This is a genomic window from Brevibacillus composti, from assembly GCF_016406105.1.
Classification (GTDB): Bacteria; Bacillota; Bacilli; order Brevibacillales; family Brevibacillaceae; genus Brevibacillus; species Brevibacillus composti.
The window spans coordinates 786,996-808,682 of record NZ_CP066308.1 but is presented as its reverse complement, the minus strand read 5'-3'; the positions used below and the strand labels follow the sequence as shown (position 1 = coordinate 808,682).

Sequence of the window (21,687 nt, the reverse complement as noted above, 5' to 3'; positions counted from 1 at the left end):
TTGACATTTTTATCCCGCCATGCGAATAATTATGAATTAATAAGCGCATAACCCAAAATGCTTTGACGGGGACCAGTAAAACTGTTGTGCGGACCAGAGAGCGAAATTCAGCGGCTGAGAGATTTCGCCCGTGAGCAAGGTTTGAAACCCACCCCTGAGCGGCCAGGGATGACCTGGACAGGTTTCTTTCACCTGTTAACAAAGAAAGAGAGCTGGACGATACCGGAGCCGTTTGTTTGCCCGTGTCGTCAAGTAAGGTGGTACCGCGAAGGTAAATCATACCCTTTCGTCCTTATGTCCAAGGAACGAAAGGGTTTTTTATTTTTATACGGACGAGGGAGGCCATACGGATGAAAAAGAGAAAAATGCGGCTGGTCGTAAAAGTGGGCAGCAGTTCGCTCGCTGCGATGGGAGGCGGCTGCGATCCCGGCAAGATGTCCCTGCTGGTGGAGGCGGTGAGCCGGCTGCGAAAAGCAGGCCATCAAGTCGTGCTCGTCTCTTCGGGAGCGGTCGCGAGCGGCTACCGGGGACTTGGTTATCAGCAGCGCCCCCGCACACTGGCGGCAAGACAAGCGGCTGCCGCAATCGGACAAAGCCTGCTCATGCAAACATATACACAGCTTTTTGGTGGGCATGGGCTTACCATTGCCCAAATATTATTGACACGGAGTGATTTTTCCCACCGGGGCCGGTATCAGCATGCCTTCCAGACGCTCTCGCTGCTGCTGGAAAAAGGAGTGCTGCCGGTCATCAATGAGAATGACACCGTATCGGTCGAAGAACTCACCTTTGGCGACAATGACATGCTGGGTGCGCTGGTGGCCGGACTGGTGCACGCCGACCTTTATATGATCCTGACTGATACAGACGGCCTCTACGACAAAGACCCGCGCCATCACCCGGACGCTACCCGCATCTCCTCTCTCTCCTCGATTACCGAAGAGGTGGAGGAGCTGGCCGGCGGCGCTTCCCAGCTGGGAACGGGCGGCATGCGCTCCAAGCTGATTGCGGCCAAGACGGCGCAGCAACTCGGCGTGCCCACCTTCATCGGACATTTGGGAGAACCGGACGATTTGACCGCCGTTCTTCGCGGGATGGGCAAAGGCACCTACGTCGGCTGTCAGGCTGACGACCAGGTCGGCCACACACTGCCGACGCGAAAGCAATGGATCGCTCTGCACTCCCCGGTCAGAGGCCGGATTACGGTAGATGCGGGGGCGGCTGAAGCCGTTTTGAAAAACAGACGGAGCCTGCTCGTCGCCGGTGTGCTGGAGGTAGACGGCTCTTTTCGGCAAGGAGAGGTCATCGATGTGTTTTGCGATGGACGGCTGATCGGCCGGGGTGTCAGCCGGTATGACGCGACTGAGCTGCATGCCCTGCTCTCTCCCCGCCGCTCTTCAAAGCCCAGCGCCACGGTGATTCACCGGGATCAATGGACAGAGGCCAGCTATCTAGCGTAACCGCATATAGACGACATAGACGGATAGAGGAAAACCGGTTAGAAAGGAAGAGGAATTCCATGGACAAAATTATCGAAGAACAGGTCTATTTGCAAATCAAGCAGGCAAAAACAGCGTCCCGCTCGCTTGCTTTGTTGAAGCGGCGCGAGAAAGACGCCGCACTCACGGAAATCGGCAGACAGCTGCTGCTCGATCAGGAAGCGATCCTGGCGGCAAATGAACAAGACTTGCTCAAAGCGGAGCAGGATCGCCAGCCCGCCGCCTACCTCGATCGGCTCCGGCTGACACCTGAGCGCATCCAGGATCTGGCCCGCAGCCTGCATCAGCTGGCCGAGCAGACCGATCCTGTCGGGGAGAGCATCGCCAGCTGGACTCGTCCCAACGGTCTCTTGATTCGTCAGGTGCGCGTGCCGCTGGGCGTGATCGGCATGGTCTACGAGGCCCGCCCTAATGTGACGGTGGACGCTGCGGCCATCGCTCTGAAAACAGGCAACGCCATCGTCCTCAGAGGGAGCCGCAGTGCGCAAGCCAGCAATCTGGCCCTCGTAGACAGCATCCGCAAGGCACTGGCACTGACCGGCCTGCCCGAGGAAGCCGTGCAATACCTCGCTGCTCCCGACCATGCGGTGGTCGATCTGTTGTGTACAGCAAACGGGCTGATCGATGTCATCATCCCCCGCGGCGGAGCAGCGCTGATCCAGCGCGTCCTGCAAAAATCGACGGTTCCCGTCCTGGAGACCGGCGTCGGCAATTGCCATGTCTACATCGACAAAACGGCGGAGTACAGCATGGCCGAGGCGATCTTGCTCAATGCCAAAACAAGCCGCCCGGGCGTCTGCAATGCGGCAGAGAGCCTGCTTCTCCACCAGGATTGGCCCAAACAGCAGCAGCATGATCTGCTCGCCCGCCTGCTGTCGGCCGGAATCGAGCTGCGCGCTTGCGAAAAGACGCGGGCCCGCCATCCGGAGCTGGCGGATCGCCTGATTGCGGCAGCCCCTGCCGATTGGGATACCGAATACCTCGGGTTGACGCTGGCTGTCGGCACCGTGGACAGCTTGGAGGATGCTCTCCATCATATCAGCCTTCACGGCACAGGGCATTCCGAAGCGATTGTAGCGGAGGACGCGGAGCGAGCCGAGCGCTTTCTCTCCGCCGTCGATGCCGCTTGCGTCTATCACAATGCGTCCACCCGCTTCACGGACGGCGGCGAGTTCGGATTCGGCGCCGAGATCGGGATCAGCACGCAGAAGCTGCATGCCCGCGGCCCCATGGGCCTGACCGCCCTTACCACCAGCAAGTACATCGTCAGCGGGTCCGGACAAATCCGCTGACAGACCTACACCGGATTACGGGTCCCCTCCCCGCACGGAAGTTCCGGGGGCTCGTCCACATAAAAGGAGGATTCAGCATGAGCAGCCGCTCCATCAATCTTCAGACCGTACGAATCGGTTTTCTCGGTGCTGGCTCCATCGTAGAAGCCATGCTCTCCGGCATCGAAAAAAAACGCTTGCTTTCGCCGGATCAGGTAAAGATCACCAATCGTTGCAACCAAGATCGGCTCCGCTCTCTCGCGTCGAAATTCGGCGTCATCGCTTGCGCAGAAAAAGACAGCGTGATCTCAGGCTCCGACGTCTTGATTTTGGCGATGAAACCAAAAGACGCTGCGGAGGCCTGTCTCGCCATGAGAGGCATGGTCAGAGAAGACCAGCTGATTATCTCCGTCATCGCCGGCGTCAGCACATCGTGCATCGAAGAATGGCTGGGAACCGCCTGCCCCATCGTTCGAACCATGCCCAACACCTCTTCCGCGATCGGGCTTTCCGTAACCGGTCTGGCTGCCAACGCGTATGTGACCGAGGAGCAGCTGCAGACGGCCACCCGCCTTTTTGAAGCGATTGGCTCTGTCTACACCGTGGCCGAAGAAGAGCTGGACATCATCACGGGTCTGTCCGGAAGCGGACCTGCGTATATTTATTACCTGGTCGAAGCGATGGAGGGTGCCGGCGCAGAGGCGGGACTTTCTCGTGAGATGGCCCGGCAGCTGACGGTCCAGACGCTGTTGGGTGCGGCGCAGATGCTGCTTCATACCACAGATGAGCCGTCTCTCTTGCGGAAAAAGGTAACGAGCCCGGGAGGCACGACGCAGGCAGGCCTGGAAGTTTTGGAATCGTACCGCTTCCATGAGGCGATTACCTCCGCTGTCCTGCGTGCTGCGGAACGGGCCCGGGAGCTGGGCGCCCAGTACCGCTAGTCAAAGCTGCCCCTCTCCCTCGCACCCGCCAATCGTGTATACTGGTAGGAACAAGCCAAACCAAGGAGAGTGCCGATGGAGATTTACGCCTTATACGGAACAAGCGGAACCGGCAAAAGCACCAGTGCCCTGCAGCTCGCTCATCGGCTGGAGATCGACGCGATTATCGATGACGGCATCTTCATCCACCAGGGAAGAAAGCTGGCCGGAACCTCCGCCAAGTATGAGAAAACAAAAATCCAGGCGGTCAAGCGCGCCATCTTCCACTATCAGGACCATGCCGACGAGGTGCGGCGCATGATCGAACTGACCGGCCCTCAGCGGATCCTGGTTCTCGGGACGTCGCGGCGGATGATTTCGCGGATCGTGGAAGCCCTCTCCCTGCCCCATCCGGTGCGGTACATCCCGATCGAATCGATCAAGCCGCAGCAGGAGATCGAAGCGGCTCGCTATATTCGGGAGACGCAGGGAAAACACGTCATCCCGATTCCCCGGGTCGAAGTGGAAAAGGATGCGCTGCAGCGGCTGATCGCCTCGGCCCAGCAGATTTTTTCGCCCAAAAAAGAAGTGATCGGAGAGACGACCGTCGTCCATCCGCCTTTCACCGGGGGACGGATTTTGATCCACCCGCAGGTACTGAAGAAGATCGTCCAGCTGACATGCGGCCGGTTTCCCGCGGTCAGCCAGATTCACAAAACGTCCTATACGTTTGAAGATTTGCCGCGGCTGTCTGTTTCCCTTACGCTGGCGGTGGCCTTTGGCACAAATCTGCCGAAGCTGATCGAGCAGATTCAAGAGGCGCTTCACGAAGAAGCCACATACTGCCTGAATATTGCTCCCGCGAGCATCGATGTGAAGATCAATGGCATCAACATCACAGCATAATCCTTTTTCTCCTGCCTCATGCTAACGATGTATACCCATCATCCTGAGGACGAAAGGAGCTACGCCGATGCCAGCGACCATGACTGCCCCTACGCAGACGAAAGCGCCGATCCCTGAGCCTCCCCGCGCCATCACCACCAAGGATTTGAACTACTTGAAGGACGCTCTCTCCTGGGAAATGCTCGCTTTCAAGAAGTTTCACTTCTTCGCCCAGCAAGCGACAGATCCCGAGGTGAAGCAGGCGCTGGAAAAAGCCGGACAGATGCACCAGCGGCACTATCAGAAGCTGCTTGGGCACCTGCAGGTGAACAACGCCGCCGTCATGGCTTCGATCCAGCAGACGATGCAAGCTCAGTCGCAGCAGCAACAAAACCAGGCTCGGTAAAGGGAGGGAAACCTGATGTCCAATCAAAATCAGATTGCCAATCCTCAAACGGGACAGCTCCCTCAGGTAAAAAGTCCGCAGATGAACGACCGGGACTTTATCAATGATGGCCTGGCCACATGCAAATACCTGACGGACAGCTTTAATGTTGCGGTACGGGAGGCAAGTCATCAGCAGTTGTTCGACGATCTGCTAAAGATCCTGTCGGAGACGCACCAGAGCGCTCGCGAGATGTACAACCTGATGTTTCAAAAGGGCTGGTACAAACTGGAGGCAGAGGAGCAGCAAAAGCTGCAGCAGGCGCATCAGCAGTTCAGCAATTACTCCTCGCAGTTTCCTTATCACTGATGGGCTGTACACAAAAGGGACATCCGGCAAGCGCTGGGTGTCCCTCTTCTCTTTTACGGAATGTCCCGTCCCTTCAATCGCGTCTCTCTTTCGGAGAGTCCTCCCTTTTTCGAAGAATCATTCTTACAAAGAGTCGCGCAGCAATTGCGAGAGGACGAATAAAGCCTCTTCCAGCTCCTCCTCTGCCGCATACGAATAAGAAATCCGCAGATGACGGGCATCTGTGTGATCGTAGATATACCCGGGGTTCAGCAGGATGCCCTTTGCCAACGCCCGGGAAAAAAGCGATCTGGCGGAGGTGGCCCGCTTGAGCCGCAGCCAAATGTAAAAGCCCCCCTGCGGCACCTGCCACTCGGCCAGATCGAAAAACCAGCGTTCCAAGGCTTGGCAGGCGATCGCTCTGCGCTCTCTCAGCGATGCCCTGATCATGGCCAAATGGCGCAGATAGCGGTCATGCTCCAGCCATTCCTTGGCCGCTATCTGCGACAGGGCGCTGGCTCCGTAATCTGTCTGCATCTTTACATCGGCCAGCCGCTCGATGACCGGCTCCGGCCCGACGATCCAGCCGATCCGCAGTCCCGGGCTCAATGTCTTGGACAAGCTGCCCGCATACAGGACGAGGCCTTTCTGATCCAGCGCTTTGAGCGGCGGAGGGCCCGGCTCGTCCAGCCACAGCTCCCCATATGCGTCATCCTCCAGGATGGGCAATCGCTCCCGCTCGCAGATGGCCATCACCTGACGCCTGCGCTCGGCGGACATCAGGATGCCGGTGGGATTGTGAAAAGACGGGATCGTGTAGAGCAGCGCCGCTTCACGCAGTTGCTTCTGTCTGGCCAGCGCTTCCGGGCGGATGCCCTGCTCATCCATCGACACTCCCAGAAGGCGCATCCGGGCTGATTGGAAGACGGACAGAGAGTACAGGTAGGAAGGACGCTCCAACAGAATGCCGGAGCCCTGCCGCAATATCCCCTGCGAGACCAGCTGCAAGGCCTGCAGCGCCCCCGACACCACGAGAATCTGCCCGGGCGAAGCCTCGATGCCCCTCGTTTTCAGGTAGGCACTGACCGCTTCACGCAGCGGCAGCCAACCTTTTGGCTCCGAGTAGCCGAGATTGGACAATTTGCCCCGCAGCGCGGCCAGGATGTCTTCCGTTTCGCGGTACGGCAAGAGACGCGGCGACAGCTCGCCTGTCCCCAGACGAATGATCGCCGGGTCGCTCTCAAATCGATTGATGTCCTGCACCGTCTCCGTATTGGACGGATGCTCCCCCAAACGCACGTAGCTGGGCCAATCAGGCGGCTCTCCCGAAGAGAGCAGCGACCAGGTGTTATTGCTCACGACCGTCCCGCTGCCGACCACCGACTCGATCAAGCCCTCAGCTTTTAGCTCATCGAGGGCCGTGATCAGCGTGCTCCGGTTTATCCCCCACGCTTCGGCCATCGCCCGCTGCGGCGGCAGGCTTCTGTGCACGGGCCAATCCCCGCTGGCGATCTTCTCTTTGATATAGGCGACAATTTGCAGATAAACGGGCTGATCCGCCTGTTTGTCCGGCTTCCAGTCCGTCGGCAGACCCAGTTTCACGCGATTCGCCTCTCCTCCCATTCGATTCGCCTCTCCCCCCGTTTGTGGACCTGTTCAGTCGGCCTTTGCGTTGTTTTTGCTTGGCTGCTTCCCGGCTCATCCAATCGTTCTCCGCTGCGCCTACTGGCTCCCGGCTGTTTCAGGCTGGCTGTCCATCCGTTTCCATGCGGTATAGGACCATTGTACAGGGAGCCGGTGAAGGATTCTACAAATTGGTTGGTCCGCGAGCGAACCAATTGGCTGGAGACATGACATTCTTTTTCACGTAAGCTGAAATTTATGAAGCAACGCTGATGGAATGCGAATGAAGTGAAGGAGGTTCCCTCGATGTTGGAAGCCATTCTGCACGGTTTTGTGCTCGCGCTGGGGCTGATTTTGCCGCTGGGTGTGCAAAACGTGTTTGTCTTTAATCAGGGGGCGCTGCAGCCGACCCTCTGGCGAGCGCTGCCTGTGGTGATAACGGCGGCGCTCTGCGATACCCTGCTTATCTTGCTGGCGGTGCTGGGCGTTTCCCTGGTCGTCCTTACTTTTGCCTGGCTGAAGACGATCCTGTTCGCCGTAGGGGTCTGCTTTTTGACCTACATGGGCATCCTGACCTGGCGAAGCCGTCCCGGGGTAGACAAACAGCAGGCGGAACGGTTTACGCCCAAGCGGCAGATCATCTTCGCCGCATCCGTCTCCCTGCTGAATCCTCACGCGATTCTGGACACGATCGGTGTGATCGGCACCAGCTCGCTCCAGTATGCAGGTACGCTCAAATGGGGCTTTGCCCTCTCCTGCATCCTGGTCTCGTGGCTCTGGTTCCTGTCACTTGCCATCGCGGGCCGCACCGCAGGCAAGCTGGACCCGTCAGGCAGGCTAATGCGGAGTTTGAACATCATTTCCGCCCTGATCATATGGGCAATCGCCCTCTATATGGCAATCGCTCTGCTTCGCGATGCGGCCTGGTAACTGGATCGATCTGCCTGTTTATCCCAAACAGGTCCAGGGCAGGATATAAGTAGCATCCATGCGAATAACCTGCTCGGAAAAGGAGCTGAAAGGGACATGACCCGTCAACGGTTGAGACAGTGGCGCTATCCGTTGATCGCGCTCTCGCTGATTTTGGGGCTGCTGGGCATCCATCACCAGTACCGGATCACAGCTTCCCCGGCAGCTGTCCAACGAGTGCAGACGATCACCATTTCCAATGCCGGATTTTTGCCGAACAAGCTGACGGCCCGCAAAGGCGAAGTCATCTCGCTGACCGTCATCAATACGGATATTCGCCCCCATAATCTGGTAATCCGCGACTTGCAGGTGTCTTCGATCGATTTAAAACCCAGCCAATCCACCACTCTGCAGTTCACCGTCGATCAGGAAGGGCAGTTTCCGTTTGTGTCTGACACGCCCGGTTATCCTGAGACGGGCTATCAGGGTGTCTTGATCGTAAATTAGCTCGGGCTATCACTCGGGCCGCGTCTTGCCGCTCGGGCTATCGCTTCCAGCCAAGGCGACCACTCGCCGCTCGGGCTATGACTCGCTGCCGCTGGCTGCGGCCGGCTGTTTCCACGGCCCAAAGCGGATCAGGAGCAGCGGGATCAGCCCGATTCCCGTTGCAATGCCAAAGAAGAGGTACGTCTCGAGGACGGACCACATGTCTTTGATCCAGCCCCCTGCCAGATTGCACGCCATCGATCCGAGTCCATTGCCGATCGAGGCAAACAGGGACAAGGCTGTCACCTGCAAGGAGGCCGGCGTGTCATCCCTGACGAACTGCGCAGCCGTTGCGAGGTAGAATCCGACAGACAGCCCCTGCATGAAAAAGAGCGCAATCACCAGGGTCGTATTCGGGGAGGTGCTGTACCACAGCCATCTCGCAGCGGAAACAGCCGCAGCCAAGAGAATCGTCAGCTCCAGGCCGTACCTTCTGACGAAGTAGCCGGCCATTTTCATAAAAGGCGCCTCGCTGCCGGCAAACAGCATGAAGGCCAGCCCTACACCCGCGATCGAACCGCCAATCTGCTGGTAGTACAGGGAAAACCAGATATTGTGCGCATTGATCGCCCCGTAGATAAAAAACGAAGCGATCAGAAACAGGACAAATCGAGGGAGCTTGAACAGTTCTTTCACGCCCTGCAGCATACCGGCGCCGATGCGGGGCACCGATTCCGCATGATCGGGAATTTTCCGTAAGATCAATCCAGCCAGAAGCAAAGCCGCGCAATAAGAAATGAAAATGCTATTCGTCCCCCAATTCTCCAGCGCAATTCCCGTCAGCAGCGCGGCCAGCGCAAATCCCACCGCTCCCCACAGGCGAATGTCGCCGAATTGGAGGTGATTCTCTTTGGCGTAGCCAAGCGCCATGCTGTCCGAGATCGGCACCAGCGCGCTTTGAAAAATAGACAGAATGACAAACAAGAGAAAGACGAAGGCAAACGTGGAAACGGCCGGAAAGAGCAGTCCCAGCAATCCGGCTAGAAGCAGGGCCATCATCAGGACCGGTTTGCGCACCTGAAAGCGATCGCAGATCATCCCCCAGACGGGCTGCGTAATCATGGACACCACGGGGGTAATCGCACTGATGATCCCGATTTGCGTGCCTGTCAGCTGAATCGATTGATAATACTGAGAAATCAGCGGATAAAACGAGCCGTACCCGTAGTAGATAAACAGATAGAGCGAGCATAATCTCCCATGACGCCAAACGGTGTCTTTCATTTCTTTCTTCCGCCTCCAGAAACTCGTGGTACAGTTTGGTCAGTTTGGTACATCGCTAGATAAAATGCCAACAGGACGAAAAAGACGGAAAGACGAGCACCGATTGCTCGTCTTTCTTCCATGAGTCTGTGAACAACGACAGCACGTCTATGTCTGCTGCGTGCCACCCATCCTTACTTCACCGAGGGGAGAATCTTCTCCATATTGACGGTCCGCTTCTTTTCCCACGTCTCCGGCTTGTTCTCATCGTACTGCTCGAGAAACTGGATCACTTCCTTGGTCAGCGGAGTCGGGGTAGAAGCCCCGGATGTGACGGCGACTTTTTTCTTGCCTTTCAGCCAGGCCAGATCCAGTTCGGACAGGTCCGCGATGCGATAGGCGGGCACATGGGCGATTTCGGTAGCCACTTGTGCCAGACGGTTGGAGTTATTGCTGCGCGGGTCGCCGACGACAATCGTGAGGTCCGCTTCTCCCGCCTGCTCGGCAACCGCCTCCTGCCGCACCTGGGTGGCAAGGCAGATCTCATTGTGAATCTCCACTTGCGGATACCGCTTCAAAATCGCATCCATCAAGTGCTTGACATCCCATTGGCTCATCGTCGTCTGGTTGGTGACGATCAGCCTATCCGTCGGGATCGACAGTTTTTCAATCTCTTCGACGGACTGGACGAGATGCACCCGGTCGGGAGCGATGCCGACCGCTCCCTCCGGCTCCGGATGTCCCTTTTTGCCGATGTAGATGACATGGTAGCCATCCGCTGTCTTTTCCCGGATCAAATCATGCGTCTTGGTCACGTCCGGGCAGGTCGCGTCCACGACCGTCAACCCTTTCTCCCGCGCCTTTTTCCGCACTTCCGGCGAGACGCCGTGAGCCGTAAAAATGACGGTTCCTTCGTCTATCTGATCCAACAGGGCGAGCCGGTCTTCCCCGTCAAGCGTTTTCACACCCATTTTCTCAAACGATTCCACAACATGCGCGTTGTGGACGATCATTCCCAAAATGTGAATGGGACGAGGCAAATCAAAGTTTTGGGCAGTTTTGAGCGCGAGCACCATGGCATCGACGACACCGTAGCAATAGCCGCGGGGGGAAATTTTAATGACTTCCACGTGTACCCCTCCTTACCGAATAAGCATACTGCCCTCATTATACCTTATTTGTCTGCAGCCCGCTTCAATTCATACACCTTTAAATTATTGTAAACGACTTTGAGCAGCGGAACAGACACGCCGAACTGCTCCGCTTTTTGGATCAGATAGCCCTGCAGCTGATCTGCCTCTACGGGCAATCCTTTTTCCATATCGCGCAGCATGGAAGCTTTCATGCCATAGCTCTGGTTGAGAAACGTCTGCATCTGCTTGTCCACGATATCCGCATCGATCGGCGCTCCGATCTTCCGCATGACCGAGGCGCTCTCTTCGGACAGCTGACGAGTCAACTCCAGGCCGTAGACCGCTTCGCGGATCGGACCCACCGATGCGTTCATCAGCGTGGTGATGCCGGAGAGCGTCGTGATAAACAGATACTTATGCCACATGTCGCGCTGAATCTGGGTGCTGGCTCGAAAAGACGCCTTCGTCCCGGAGAAGGCCTGCTTCAGCTTGTCGATCCGCTCGCTTTCTCCCCCGTCCCATTCTCCGAAAACGAGCTCGTGAATCGGGCTGGTCTGGACCACCTCGCCGTCTGCATTCAGGGTCGTCTCGATGAAGCACAAGCCGCCCAATACGCGCTCCCGGCCAAACCGCTCGAACAGCGGCTCCATATGGGCGATGCCGTTTAACAGCGGCAGGACCATCGTGTTTTCTCCTACATACGGCGCGATCGCCGCCATGCTGTCGGCCAAGTGGTACGCTTTGTTGGACAAAAGCACCACGTCAAAAGGGCTTGCCGCCTCCCCTGCGGCGACCAGCTGCGGCTCGCGGACGTGGATATCCCCGTGGATACTGTTTACCCGCAATCCGTTCTGCCGCAATTGTTTCCGCCTTCTCTCCCTGACAAGAAACGTCACATCTGCTCCAGCCTCGGCCAATCGCGCGCCAAAATACCCGCCAACCGCTCCCGCTCCCAGGATCAATACCTTCACCGATAACCCCTCCACTCCATTTGCTTTGCATCACTCGTCTATATTTTACAAAAAAGGAACCGGACACAACAGTCTCCAATATGATGTCAGAAATACTAACATATAATGTCAGGAAAACTCTTGACAGATGTTTGTCTCTGCTTCTATAATCTCCATTAGAAAAAACAAAGCATTTTCGAACGATAAACGTTTCATCGCAGAAAAACATTCGTGAATGGAGTGGTTTTAATGGATTCGAAGGCAGTATTGTCGCGTATTAACACAGAAAACATCGAATTTGTGGACTTCCGCATCGTCGATCTGCTCGGCCGGCAACACCATGTGACCGTTCCCGCATTTGCAGTAGACGAGGATACCTTCGCGAATGGCATTGCGTTTGACGGCTCCAGCCTGGTCGGCTACAAAGGCATCGAAGAAAGCGACATGGTGGCGATCCCTGATTTGGCCAGCGCCTATATCGACCCTTTCGTGGCAGCCAAAACCCTCAATATCGTCTGCAATATCCACAATCCCGACGGCACCCCCTACGCCCGCGACCCGCGCGGAATCGCCTTGCGAGCCGAAGCCTATCTGCAAAAGCTGGGGATTGCTACTGACGCCTACTTCGGCCCTGAATCCGAATTCTTCCTCTTTGACCACGTCCGTTACGCCTCCGGCCCGTCCGGCTCCTTTTTCCACATCGATTCTGAAGAAGCCTACTGGAATACCGGCAAGGAAGAAAAAAACCTGGGCTATAAAGTGCCTAACAAAGGCGGCTATTTTCCCGTGCAGCCCACCGATTCGCAAGCAGACATCCGCAATGAAATGTGCACGCTGCTGTCTGAAGCTGGGCTGAAGGTAGAGCGGCATCATCACGAAGTGGCCACCGCCGGTCAGGGCGAGATCAACTTCCGCTTTGACACCTTGACACGGACGGCGGATCATCTGCTCCTGTTCAAATACATCGTGCGCAATGTCGCGGCCAAGCACGGCAAGACCGCTACCTTTATGCCAAAGCCGATCGTCGGCGACAACGGCAGCGGCATGCACGTCCACCAAAGCCTCTTTGACGGCGACACTCCGCTGTTCTATGAAAAAGGCGGCTACGGCAACCTGAGCGAAATGGCTCTCTTCTACATCGGCGGCATTCTGCACCACGCTCCTGCCCTGATCGCCCTGACCAATCCCAGCACCAACTCCTACAAGCGTCTGGTGCCCGGCTATGAAGCTCCGGTTAATCTGGTCTTTTCCAAAGGAAACCGCTCCGCTGCCATCCGGATTCCCGTCGCCGCGGTTACTCCCAAAGCCTGCCGGATCGAATTCCGTACGCCGGACTCGACCGCCAACCCGTATCTGGCTTTTACGGCGATGCTGATGGCCGGACTCGACGGCATCCGGCGAAAGCTGGACCCGCGCGAGCTGGGCTTTGGCCCGATCGACAAAAATATCTACGATATGTCCCCGGCAGAAAAAGCGGACATCATGAGCGCGCCAGGCTCACTTGCGGAAGCTCTGGCTGCCTTGGAGCGCGACTGCGACTTCCTGATGGCGGGCGACGTGTTTACCCCGGAAGTGATCGCAGCCTGGATCGACCTGAAGAGAGGCGAGCTCGAGCAAGTAGAGCGCACTGTCAATCCGAAAGAATATGAGCTGTATTACGATCTGTAAGAGAAATAGGCCGATCGGGATGAAGCGCGAGGCGATCGGGGCCACCTATTCGCTGGACCGCGAGCCCAATCTGGCGATTATCGTGGACAAGTTCGGCCCCAACTCCGGAGAGGCGCGCGGCGCGCTGGGCGTCTACATCTGCGGAACGCTGTTCGGCGCCATCTACATGTCGATTCTGGCCAGCATTCTCGGCAGCACTGGGTGGTTCCATCCGATCTCGCTCGCCATGGGCGCAGCCGTCGGTTCCGGCAGCATGATGGCGGCAGCCACCGGCTCCTTGACCGTCCTGTTCCCGGAAGCGGCGAAGGATATCGCCTTCTACTCCGGGGCTGCGAACCTGGTGATGAGTATCATCGGCACGTATATCTGCATTTTCTTCTCGTTGCCGCTCACGCAGCGCCTGTACAAATGGCTGGAGCCGATTCTCGGACGCAGATATCCTAGCAGCACAAACGGGGAGGAAAAAAGCGCATGAATCAAATCCTGACACTCTTCATCATCGGCGCGATTGTCCTGGTAGGAAACTGGATCGGCTATGACGTCACACCGGCAGACTCCCTTCCCGGCATTTTGCAAAAAACCCTCATGGAGCCGCGAAAGCCGCGCTACATGAGGGTTTTTTGGTTTTTTTGATCCTCCTGCATGGCGGACAGGATCATCGGAGACAACAAGCTGTCAGCGGCGCAACATCGCGGTTAGCTCCTCTACGCTCCGGGGGATGCAGCCATCTGCGCTCATTTCGCGAAAGGCGGCAGGCAGCGCTTCCCACACCGCCAGAACAGCCGGGATCCGCAGGTGGAGACGCTCCAGGCAGTCCCGCTGTGAGAATACCTCTGCCGGCTCTCCTTCCAGCACCAGCTTTCCCTTTTCCATGACCAGTACCCAATCCGCCCAGGCGTAAGCGAGGTCGACATCGTGCGTCGCCATCAATATCGTGGTGCCCGCCGCGTGAATCCGCTCCAGCTCCTGCATGAAGCTCTTCGTCTGCCCCTGGTCCAGATAGGCGGTCGGCTCGTCCAGGAGAAGCAGCTCCGGCTCCAGCACCATCACTCCGGCCAAGGCTACGCGCCGCTTCTGTCCGAGGCTCAGCTGATGAATGGGCCTCTCCGCCCAGTCCAGCATCCCGAAGCTCTCCATCACCCGCCGCACTCTATCCCGTATGACTTCCGCCGGCAGCTTTTGATTGCATAAGCCGTAGGAGAGATCCTCCGCTACCGTAGCGGCAATCAACTGCTGTTCCGGGTCCTGAAAGACAAGGCCGATTTTTTGCTTGAGCGCGAGCAGCCCGGCGCGATCGCGGGGCAGCGTCTTACCCTTCCAGAAAACTTGGCCCTCCTCCGGACGCAGAATGCCGTTTGCATGCAAGAACAGCGTCGACTTGCCGCAGCCGTTGTGTCCCAGAAGAACGCATCTTTTCCCCTCCGGGACCCGCATGGTCAGGCCCTGCAGCGCCGATTGCCCGGCACCGGGGTAGGTGTAGCGGATGCCAGCAAATCGAAGTATGTCTCGGTTTCCTTCTGCCGTCACTTTTCTCATCCTCTCATCCACCATTCCAGTATCGCGAGAACAATCAGCCCCGCCGCCGCCTCCCGCTGATACCGCTTGGACGGGGCGGCAGATGCGACGGTCCCGATCACCTGAAAATCATCGGCAAATCCCCTCGCTGTCATGCTGATGTACATCTGCCGGTAGCGCAGCATCGCCCGGGCAAACAACTGAAAGACCAGCCTGGCCGCATCTTTCAGCGCAGCTGTCATGCCCGCGTGCCCGCCCCTCGCCCGCTGTGCGATCCACATCTGCTGAGCTGTCTCCAGCAGGACGAAAATAAAGCGGTACATAATCATCAGAAGATCCGTCAGCACGGCAGGGACGCCCAGCCTCCGGAACACCTGCAGCAGTTCTGCGAACGGAACCGTGAAGAACAGGAAAGCGAAGCAGACAAAGGCCGCCTGTGAACGAACGGCTAAGGCCCATCCCCTGCGAAATCCCTCTTCCGTCACGTAGACCACCCAGCCGCCCAGCTCCCGGCTCGCCAGAACTCCCGCTGCCGGCCCTGCCGTCTCCAGCCGGGCTGCCTCCAGCAGAAGCGCGGGCATCCCCGCGAGCAAAAAGACGAGAGAAGCCCCGACAGCCGCTACATATACCCGCCAAGGGGTCCGCGCATACACCAGGATCCAGACGCTCATCCAGACGAACAGCAGCGCCTGGACCGGCGGATGGCTGATCAGGGCGAGGGTCAAGGCCGCAAGGGAAAACAGCAGCTTATGTGCGGCGGGAAGACGGCGGAGTCCGCTCTCGTAGGCAAGCGCGTCGATCCGCCTGATCATTCGCTCTTCTTCTTCATCCGGCCGCGATACAGGCCGAGCGCGTATCCGATGACTCCCGCTCCCAAAGCCGCCTGGAGGGCAAACAAGAGGCTTTCCGTTTCTCCGCCGGGCGGCTCCAGCACAGGCTGAAACCACGGCTGATAATCGGGGGCCAATTCCGCAATCGCTTCCTCCGCCACGCCATCGGCTCCAGGGAATTCCGAATCGTTTATCATCAGCAAGGGGAGGACAGCCAAGGCGGCGACCATCAGCAGCAATAGTCCATTCGTCCAACGCTTCACTCCTCAGCCCTCCTTTTTCAGCAGCCGCAGTTGCGACAGTTCTTGTCCGTTGTAGGTTTGAAGCCAGTTCCACACGAGCACGGTCAACAGTCCCTCACTGATCGCCAGCGGCACCTGCGTCAGCCCGAATATGCCTGCAAACTTGGCCAAAGAAGCGAGAATGCCTCCCGATTCGGCCGGAAACGCCAAAGCCAACTGTACCGAGGTGACCAGATAGGTGCTCAGGTCGGCCAAGGACGCCGCGAGAAAAATCCCGATTTTCTGATTGCCTCTCCTGCCAGCCACGAGCCGATAGACGGCGTATGCCACGACGGGGCCGACAACCGCCATCGAAAACGCATTGGCTCCCAGCGTGGTCAATCCCCCATGGGCCAGCAGCAGCGCTTGGAATAGCAGCACCAGGCTGCCCAGCACAGCCATCACCAGCGGGCCGAACAGGATCGCGCCCAGCCCCGTCCCTGTCGGATGCGAGCTGCTTCCCGTGACAGAGGGGATTTTCAACGCGGACAGCACAAAGGCAAACGCTCCCGCTACCCCCAAGAGCAGTTTAAATTCGGGGTGATCCTTGACAATCCGGTTGATCGACCGCAGCCCGAGGAAAAAGAACGGCAAAAAGACGGCCCACCAGAAGAGCGACCAGCCAACGGGCAAATACCCCTCCATAATGTGCATGGCATGGCCGGTCTCCGGCTCATTCAGCAAAAAGTACAGCACAAACCCGGCGATCAGAAGGCCACTGGCCGCCGTGCGTCTTCTGTTGTTCACAGCAATCACTCCCTTGCTCCTTTTGGAGAGCAAAAATAAAACAAGCTCACCCTGAGCGGATGAGCTTGGCAAAAAGCAGCCCCACGACGCGGCAGCGTGCAGCACACGCTGCGAAAAACGCTTGCGAGACCGTCGTGTTCGTCTTGGCTCACCTCTCCTTTCCTCGAAGGCTGATGGGTGTAGCAGCGAGGTAGGTCTCCTGGCTTCCGAATCATCACACTCTTTTTGCCTTCCCCATCCTGAAATGAGTGGCTTCATGCGAAAAGAGCATTCCCCGGTTACAGTGGCGGGACCGCTCGGGATTTTCACCCGATTCCCTGTTACCCCTTACTTCTCATAAGGGCACCTGGCTGCACAGTATTTGATTGTCAACGAACCGGTTTACCGCAGGGGCCTGCTTTGCGCCGGCCCAACTACCGGGCATCTGCTCCGATCGCTTCGCTGATGTGAGTAAAGCCGTCCTGCTCCAGCAGGCGAAGCAGCTGCTTGTTGATCATCTTGGCGATGCCCGGCCCTTGGTAGGCCATGCCGGAGTACACCTGGACCAGACTGGCTCCCGCGCGAATCTTCCGGTACGCGTCCTCGCCGGTAAAGATGCCGCCGACGCCGATGATCGGCACGCGGTCCCCCACTTCCTGAAAGATCTCTTTCACCCAGGCGGTGGCTCTGGCTTCCAGCGGCTTGCCGCTCAGCCCGCCTGCTTCGCCGGCGCGGGGATGGTTGTGCACAGGCTCGCGGGAGAGCGTCGTGTTGGTGGCGATAATTCCGGACAGTCCTTCCTCCACCGCCGCCCGGACCACATCCCGCATCTGCTCGTCCGCCATGTCGGGTGCCACTTTGAGCAAAATCGGCTTGGCACTCGTGCCGCGCGCCTCCAGCTCTGCAGTCTTCTCCCGCACTGCGCGGATCAAGGCGCGCAAACTCTCGGTCTCCTGCAAATCGCGGAGATTGGGCGTGTTCGGCGAGCTGACGTTGATCACAAAGTAATGGCCGTAGTTGTACAGCATGTCCAGACATTTGCTGTAGTCGCTCGCGGCCTCTTCATTAGGCGTCATCTTGTTTTTGCCGATATTGATCCCGATCGGCACATCTGCATAGGCGTAATCGATCAGGTTCTGGGAGGCCAGATACGCTCCCAGGTTATTAAAGCCCATCCGGTTGATAATCGCCTCATGCTCTACCAAGCGAAACAGGCGAGGCTTGGGATTCCCCGGCTGCCCTTGGGGCGTGATCGTACCTACCTCCACGAAACCAAAGCCGATCGCGGCCAGGGCATGATAGACCTCTGCATTTTTGTCAAAGCCGGCGGCAAGCCCTACCGGATTGGGAAAGGAAATTCCCCACAGCTTGTTTTCCAGCCGCTTGTCGCGCACCTGGTACATCATTTTCAGCAAGCTCTTGGCGGCAGGGGAATTCTCTGCCGTCTTGAGGAGATGGACGGTTTTTTCATGCGCTTCTTCCGCGTCCATCTGAAACAGGAATTTCCGCACTAAAGGATACATCGTTGCACTCCTCACTCCGTTTATTCTGCCTAGTAGCATAACATATTTTTGAGGAGCGTGTACATGCGATCTGTTTGGCACGCAAAAACAGCCCGCCCCGATCAGCAGGGCTGTTGTCTTGTCTTGGTATATCCGGTTGGTGCCTGCTTAGTTTTTCACCATCAGCGCTTCGTCGAGCGGTGTGTACGGCAGGTTTTGCGCATCGGCTACCGCTTTGTAGGTCACTTTGCCGTCGATCACGTTTACGCCTTTGGACAGCGGACGGTTTTCGGCGATGGCTTGGCGGTATCCCTTGTTGGCCAGCAGCACTGCGTATGGCAAGGTCACGTTGGTCAGGGCCAGCGTGGACGTGCGCGCTACCGCACCCGGCATGTTGGCTACGGAGTAGTGGATGACGCCGTGTCTTTCATAGGTCGGATTGTCATGGGTCGATACGCGGTCACAGGTTTCGATGGAGCCGCCTTGGTCGATGGCCACGTCGACGATGACGGAGCCAGGAGCCATGGTTTTCACCATATCCTCTGTAACCAGACGAGGCGCACGAGCACCCGGGATCAGTACGGCACCGATGAGCAGGTCCGCTTTTTTCACGGCATTGGCGATGTTGAAGGAGTTGGACATCAGCGTTTGCACGCGGCCTTGGAACAGGTCGTCGAGCTGGCGCAGACGGTCCGCGTTCACGTCGATGATGGTTACATTGGCACCGAGGCCCAGCGCCATTTTCGCCGCGTTGGTACCGACGATCCCACCGCCGATGACGACGACTTCACCCTTCTGCACACCTGGTACGCCCCCGAGGAGCACACCCTTTCCGCCATACGGCTTTTCCAGGAATTGCGCGCCGATTTGCACGGACATGCGTCCTGCCACTTCGGACATTGGCATGAGGAGCGGCAGAGCGCCATTGTCCAGTTGGATGGTTTCATAAGCGATAGCTACCACTTTTTTCTCTACCAATGCACGAGTCAGTTCCGCTTCCGGAGCCAGGTGCAGGTACGTGAAGAGGATTTGTCCCTCACGGAAAAAGCCGTATTCACTGGGCAGCGGTTCTTTTACTTTCATCACCATGTCAGCATTCCACGCTTCCGCAGCGGTCGCTACGATTTCGGCGCCGACGGCTGTGTAATCTTCATTGGTGAAACCGCTTCCCAAACCTGCGCTGTTTTCGATGCGGACCGTATGTCCATTCTGGACCAGAGCCGCAACACCTGCTGGCGTAATGGCTACGCGATTTTCGTTGTTCTTAATCTCTTTGGGAATCCCTACAATCATCGAACAAGTCCTCCTTTGCAAATGCCGAATAACGAGATTACCTACATTGTACAGCGTTTACAGACCGAGTTTCCTTGGGGATTCCCTTAATCTTGCGTTCCTCCTATTTGTGAAAATCCACAAAAGAACTATTGTTCCCTGTTTAATTTGTCCAGTTTCAACTCCAGATAGAGGGAGACGCGTTGATTCATGTCTTCCAGATCCACCTGCATGATTTCCTCGATTCGCTTCAATCGGTAGCTGAGTGTATTGATGTGAATATGAAGCCGATTGGCCGTGACGTTTACCTTGCCGGCGGCATCCAGATAGGTCTCCAGGGTTTCGGTCATCGCGGTCTGGTTTTCCGCGTCATATCGCTTTAGTTTTGCCAGTCTTTCATTTTCGTACCCCTGTTCTTCGTCCCACTGCTTCAGCTTGATCAGATAGCGGTAGATTCCCAGCTCGTGATAGCCGTGAATGCCCTCGGTTTCCCGCGGAAACAGCCGCTTGATCTTCAGGGCGTGCAGGGCCTCGTGATAGCTTTTGACGATATCGGCGTACGCCTTGTAGCTGCGCCCGTAGCCTGCCGTCACCTGTCCCTGGCTCTCATGCGACTGCAGCTTACCGAGAGAGTCGGCGAGGAATTGCTGCACTTTGCGGATCAGGGCCTCCTCCACTTTTCTGCTCGTCCCCTGCTGTCCGATCAACAGGATGATTTGACTCCCGTCTACGACCCAGAGCAGCTTGTCCCGCATCAGCAAGGGATAGAGGTACTGCTCCAGCCGCATCCCGGCGGCCTCGATCACGCAGATCAGGTAGGGAGCGGTCAGATTCAACTGCAGGCTCTCCGCCTTCTGGCGGATCAGGGTGTCGCTGGAGTGGTTGCCCAGCAGCAGCTCCCATAAAAACTCTTTGCGCCGCTGCTCCTCCGCTTTCCGCTTGCCCTGCCGCTGGATGAGCCGGGAGACGGCAGACCGGGCTGCCTGGCGCAAAATTTCGTCGTCTTCCTCGGTAATCGGACGGTTGACCTCGATGGCCCAGATGTACCCGAGCACATCGCTTCCTTTGCGAATCGCGATGGCGACCCGTTTTCCCAGCCCTACCTCATCTTTGGCAGGGATGTGGACAGGCTCATCCTTCGTCAGAAGCTCCTGGAAGACGCCGTCCTTCCACAGCCGGGTCAGGACCTTTTCCGGCACCCGCCTGCTCATGATGGTGGACCACCTGGCCTGGTCGGTGCTCTCGCCATGAGTGCTGTACGCGATCAGCTTGTGGTCGGCGTCCTCGATCGTGATCGGATTTTGCAAAAGCTCCCCGATGACATCGGCCAGCTCATCAATATCGGCATGCTGATAATTTTGGAAATAATTCATTTGATTGGACACAGCTCCACCCTCTTTGCCACTCGTGTGAGGCTATGACTCCATTATACCGGAAAGATGGCGTGACGTTCTCGCAAAAAACGTGAAAAAGCCGCCCTGACGGTGAGGCGGCGTTTCTCCTATCGTTACACCAGACGAGAGATGGCGTCCAGGATTTGTTCTTTTTGAAAGGGTTTGACCACAAAGTCGCGAGCTCCGTTTTTCATGGCTTCCAGCACTTTTTGCCTGTGACCGATCGCCGAACAGATGAGGACCTTGGCCTCTTCATCGATCGTCAGGATTTCTCTCATCGCTTCGATTCCTTGCATGCCTGGCATGGTGATGTCCATCGTGACGATGTCGGGCCTCAATTCCTTGTACTTCTCGATTGCCTCCAGTCCGGTGGTCGCCTCTCCACATACCTCGTGCTTCCCGGCAACCATCTCGGTCAGGAGTTTTCTCATGAACGCCGCATCGTCTACAATCAACAAACGGGCCACGTAGCTTTCCCCCCTGAAATGTCTCATCTCCTTACTTTTACAGAAAATGAGAGACTTGTCCACGAGAGAAAATAGCAGTTTTTGTCGAAATTGCAGTTTGCCCGTCAGCTTTCGGCTCCGGCCTGCTCACTCGGCTGTAAATCCGATCGAACGGTCCGTTTCTTCTGTATGGACCGCGGGACTATCCGGCTCGGGGTGAGGCGTGGTTTCCCCTATTTCCGGCAAATCCACCTGTCTGACTTCGTCGGGGATATGGATGGGGGGAATTTCAATCAGATCCTTTTTCACCGGCTCCACCTCCTGTATGTTCCGTCAGGGTTATCATGCCCTGAGCCTTCTGTTCCCATTCCTTGCTCGCAT

The 21,687-nt window shown here is 57.3% G+C and carries 24 protein-coding genes and 1 riboswitch; of the genes, 11 read left to right on the top strand and 13 right to left on the bottom strand.

Annotated elements, in window-relative coordinates; all coding sequences use genetic code 11:
- Positions 1 to 350: 350 nt before the first annotated feature.
- The 6 genes from proB (at position 351) to JD108_RS04165 (ending at position 5,329) form a co-directional block, all read left to right on the top strand.
- Positions 351 to 1,460, top strand: coding sequence for a glutamate 5-kinase (gene proB / locus JD108_RS04190; protein WP_198828669.1), 1,110 nt, complete (start codon positions 351 to 353; stop codon positions 1,458 to 1,460).
- A 59-nt stretch (positions 1,461 to 1,519) separates the two neighbouring features.
- Positions 1,520 to 2,791 (top strand): glutamate-5-semialdehyde dehydrogenase, encoded by a 1,272-nt coding sequence (locus JD108_RS04185; RefSeq protein WP_198828668.1) that lies wholly within the window; start codon positions 1,520 to 1,522, stop codon positions 2,789 to 2,791.
- A gap of 77 nt (positions 2,792 to 2,868) precedes the next feature.
- Positions 2,869 to 3,711: a pyrroline-5-carboxylate reductase gene (gene proC, locus JD108_RS04180; RefSeq protein ID WP_198828667.1), complete on the top strand. Its 843-nt coding sequence runs from the start codon at positions 2,869 to 2,871 to the stop codon at positions 3,709 to 3,711.
- 75 nt (positions 3,712 to 3,786) lie between these two features.
- Positions 3,787 to 4,596 carry an Asp23/Gls24 family envelope stress response protein gene (locus JD108_RS04175; protein ID WP_198828666.1) on the top strand — a complete coding sequence of 270 codons (810 nt, stop codon included), beginning with the start codon at positions 3,787 to 3,789 and terminating at the stop codon, positions 4,594 to 4,596.
- Positions 4,597 to 4,663: 67 nt separating this feature from the next.
- Positions 4,664 to 4,981 carry a ferritin-like domain-containing protein gene (locus JD108_RS04170; RefSeq protein ID WP_198828665.1) on the top strand — a complete coding sequence of 106 codons (318 nt, stop codon included), beginning with the start codon at positions 4,664 to 4,666 and terminating at the stop codon, positions 4,979 to 4,981.
- Between the two features lie 15 nt (positions 4,982 to 4,996).
- Positions 4,997 to 5,329, top strand: coding sequence for a spore coat protein (locus JD108_RS04165; RefSeq protein ID WP_198828664.1), 333 nt, complete (start codon positions 4,997 to 4,999; stop codon positions 5,327 to 5,329).
- A gap of 123 nt (positions 5,330 to 5,452) precedes the next feature.
- Here the strand turns inward: JD108_RS04165 and JD108_RS04160 are convergent, their stop codons facing one another.
- On the bottom strand, positions 5,453 to 6,910 hold the full coding sequence (locus JD108_RS04160; protein ID WP_228728303.1) for an aminotransferase-like domain-containing protein: 1,458 nt from the start codon (positions 6,908 to 6,910) through the stop codon (positions 5,453 to 5,455).
- A gap of 327 nt (positions 6,911 to 7,237) precedes the next feature.
- On the opposite strand from JD108_RS04160, the gene JD108_RS04155 reads away from it, so the two are divergent.
- Together JD108_RS04155 and JD108_RS04150 are read left to right on the top strand one after the other, a co-directional pair.
- Positions 7,238 to 7,861, top strand: a complete 624-nt coding sequence (locus tag JD108_RS04155; protein ID WP_198828662.1) for a LysE/ArgO family amino acid transporter — start codon at positions 7,238 to 7,240, stop codon at positions 7,859 to 7,861.
- 96 nt (positions 7,862 to 7,957) lie between these two features.
- Entirely contained in the window at positions 7,958 to 8,347 is a 390-nt protein-coding gene (locus JD108_RS04150; protein WP_198828661.1) for a cupredoxin domain-containing protein, read from the top strand.
- 75 nt (positions 8,348 to 8,422) lie between these two features.
- Here JD108_RS04150 and JD108_RS04145 read toward each other — a convergent pair whose 3' ends face one another.
- The 3 genes from JD108_RS04145 to panE form a co-directional block, all read right to left on the bottom strand.
- Positions 8,423 to 9,610, bottom strand: a complete 1,188-nt coding sequence (locus JD108_RS04145) for an MFS transporter (RefSeq protein WP_198828660.1) — start codon at positions 9,608 to 9,610, stop codon at positions 8,423 to 8,425.
- A 173-nt stretch (positions 9,611 to 9,783) separates the two neighbouring features.
- Positions 9,784 to 10,719: a 4-hydroxy-3-methylbut-2-enyl diphosphate reductase gene (locus JD108_RS04140; RefSeq protein ID WP_198828659.1), complete on the bottom strand. Its 936-nt coding sequence runs from the start codon at positions 10,717 to 10,719 to the stop codon at positions 9,784 to 9,786.
- Between the two features lie 44 nt (positions 10,720 to 10,763).
- Positions 10,764 to 11,693 (bottom strand): 2-dehydropantoate 2-reductase, encoded by a 930-nt coding sequence (panE, locus tag JD108_RS04135; RefSeq protein WP_198828658.1) that lies wholly within the window; start codon positions 11,691 to 11,693, stop codon positions 10,764 to 10,766.
- Positions 11,694 to 11,921: 228 nt separating this feature from the next.
- Between panE and glnA the strand changes: the two genes are divergently transcribed.
- The 3 genes from glnA to JD108_RS04120 are packed head-to-tail and all read left to right on the top strand — an operon-like array spanning position 11,922 to position 13,973.
- Positions 11,922 to 13,340 (top strand): type I glutamate--ammonia ligase, encoded by a 1,419-nt coding sequence (gene glnA / locus JD108_RS04130; protein WP_198828657.1) that lies wholly within the window; start codon positions 11,922 to 11,924, stop codon positions 13,338 to 13,340.
- A 19-nt stretch (positions 13,341 to 13,359) separates the two neighbouring features.
- Complete coding sequence (locus tag JD108_RS04125; protein WP_267459295.1) at positions 13,360 to 13,815, top strand: DUF3100 domain-containing protein; 456 nt, start codon at positions 13,360 to 13,362, stop codon at positions 13,813 to 13,815.
- Positions 13,812 to 13,973 (top strand): hypothetical protein, encoded by a 162-nt coding sequence (locus tag JD108_RS04120; protein WP_198830237.1) that lies wholly within the window; start codon positions 13,812 to 13,814, stop codon positions 13,971 to 13,973. The genes JD108_RS04125 and JD108_RS04120 overlap by 4 nt, the downstream gene beginning before the upstream one ends.
- A gap of 42 nt (positions 13,974 to 14,015) precedes the next feature.
- On the opposite strand, the gene JD108_RS04115 is transcribed toward JD108_RS04120, so the two are convergent.
- The 9 genes from JD108_RS04115 to JD108_RS04075 form a co-directional block, all read right to left on the bottom strand.
- Entirely contained in the window at positions 14,016 to 14,876 is an 861-nt protein-coding gene (locus JD108_RS04115) for an energy-coupling factor ABC transporter ATP-binding protein (RefSeq protein ID WP_198828656.1), read from the bottom strand.
- Positions 14,873 to 15,667, bottom strand: coding sequence for a cobalt ECF transporter T component CbiQ (cbiQ, locus tag JD108_RS04110; protein ID WP_198828655.1), 795 nt, complete (start codon positions 15,665 to 15,667; stop codon positions 14,873 to 14,875). Before cbiQ ends, JD108_RS04115 begins: the two co-directional genes overlap by 4 nt.
- Complete coding sequence (locus JD108_RS04105) at positions 15,664 to 15,948, bottom strand: energy-coupling factor ABC transporter substrate-binding protein (protein ID WP_198828654.1); 285 nt, start codon at positions 15,946 to 15,948, stop codon at positions 15,664 to 15,666. Before JD108_RS04105 ends, cbiQ begins: the two co-directional genes overlap by 4 nt.
- Before the next feature lie 3 nt (positions 15,949 to 15,951).
- Positions 15,952 to 16,713 (bottom strand): energy-coupling factor ABC transporter permease, encoded by a 762-nt coding sequence (locus JD108_RS04100; protein WP_198828653.1) that lies wholly within the window; start codon positions 16,711 to 16,713, stop codon positions 15,952 to 15,954.
- A gap of 172 nt (positions 16,714 to 16,885) precedes the next feature.
- A riboswitch (cobalamin riboswitch) is annotated at positions 16,886 to 17,078 on the bottom strand.
- 48 nt (positions 17,079 to 17,126) lie between these two features.
- Positions 17,127 to 18,215: a quinone-dependent dihydroorotate dehydrogenase gene (locus JD108_RS04095; protein ID WP_198828652.1), complete on the bottom strand. Its 1,089-nt coding sequence runs from the start codon at positions 18,213 to 18,215 to the stop codon at positions 17,127 to 17,129.
- A gap of 147 nt (positions 18,216 to 18,362) precedes the next feature.
- The gene (gene ald / locus JD108_RS04090; protein ID WP_198828651.1) at positions 18,363 to 19,487 is read right to left on the bottom strand and encodes an alanine dehydrogenase; all 1,125 of its coding nucleotides are present in this window, start codon (positions 19,485 to 19,487) and stop codon (positions 18,363 to 18,365) included.
- Between the two features lie 128 nt (positions 19,488 to 19,615).
- Complete coding sequence (locus JD108_RS04085) at positions 19,616 to 20,839, bottom strand: PucR family transcriptional regulator (protein ID WP_407649418.1); 1,224 nt, start codon at positions 20,837 to 20,839, stop codon at positions 19,616 to 19,618.
- Positions 20,840 to 20,973: 134 nt separating this feature from the next.
- Positions 20,974 to 21,327: a response regulator gene (locus tag JD108_RS04080; protein ID WP_323958402.1), complete on the bottom strand. Its 354-nt coding sequence runs from the start codon at positions 21,325 to 21,327 to the stop codon at positions 20,974 to 20,976.
- A gap of 126 nt (positions 21,328 to 21,453) precedes the next feature.
- Positions 21,454 to 21,615 (bottom strand): hypothetical protein, encoded by a 162-nt coding sequence (locus JD108_RS04075; protein ID WP_198828648.1) that lies wholly within the window; start codon positions 21,613 to 21,615, stop codon positions 21,454 to 21,456.
- Between the last annotated feature and the right edge of the window lie 72 nt (positions 21,616 to 21,687).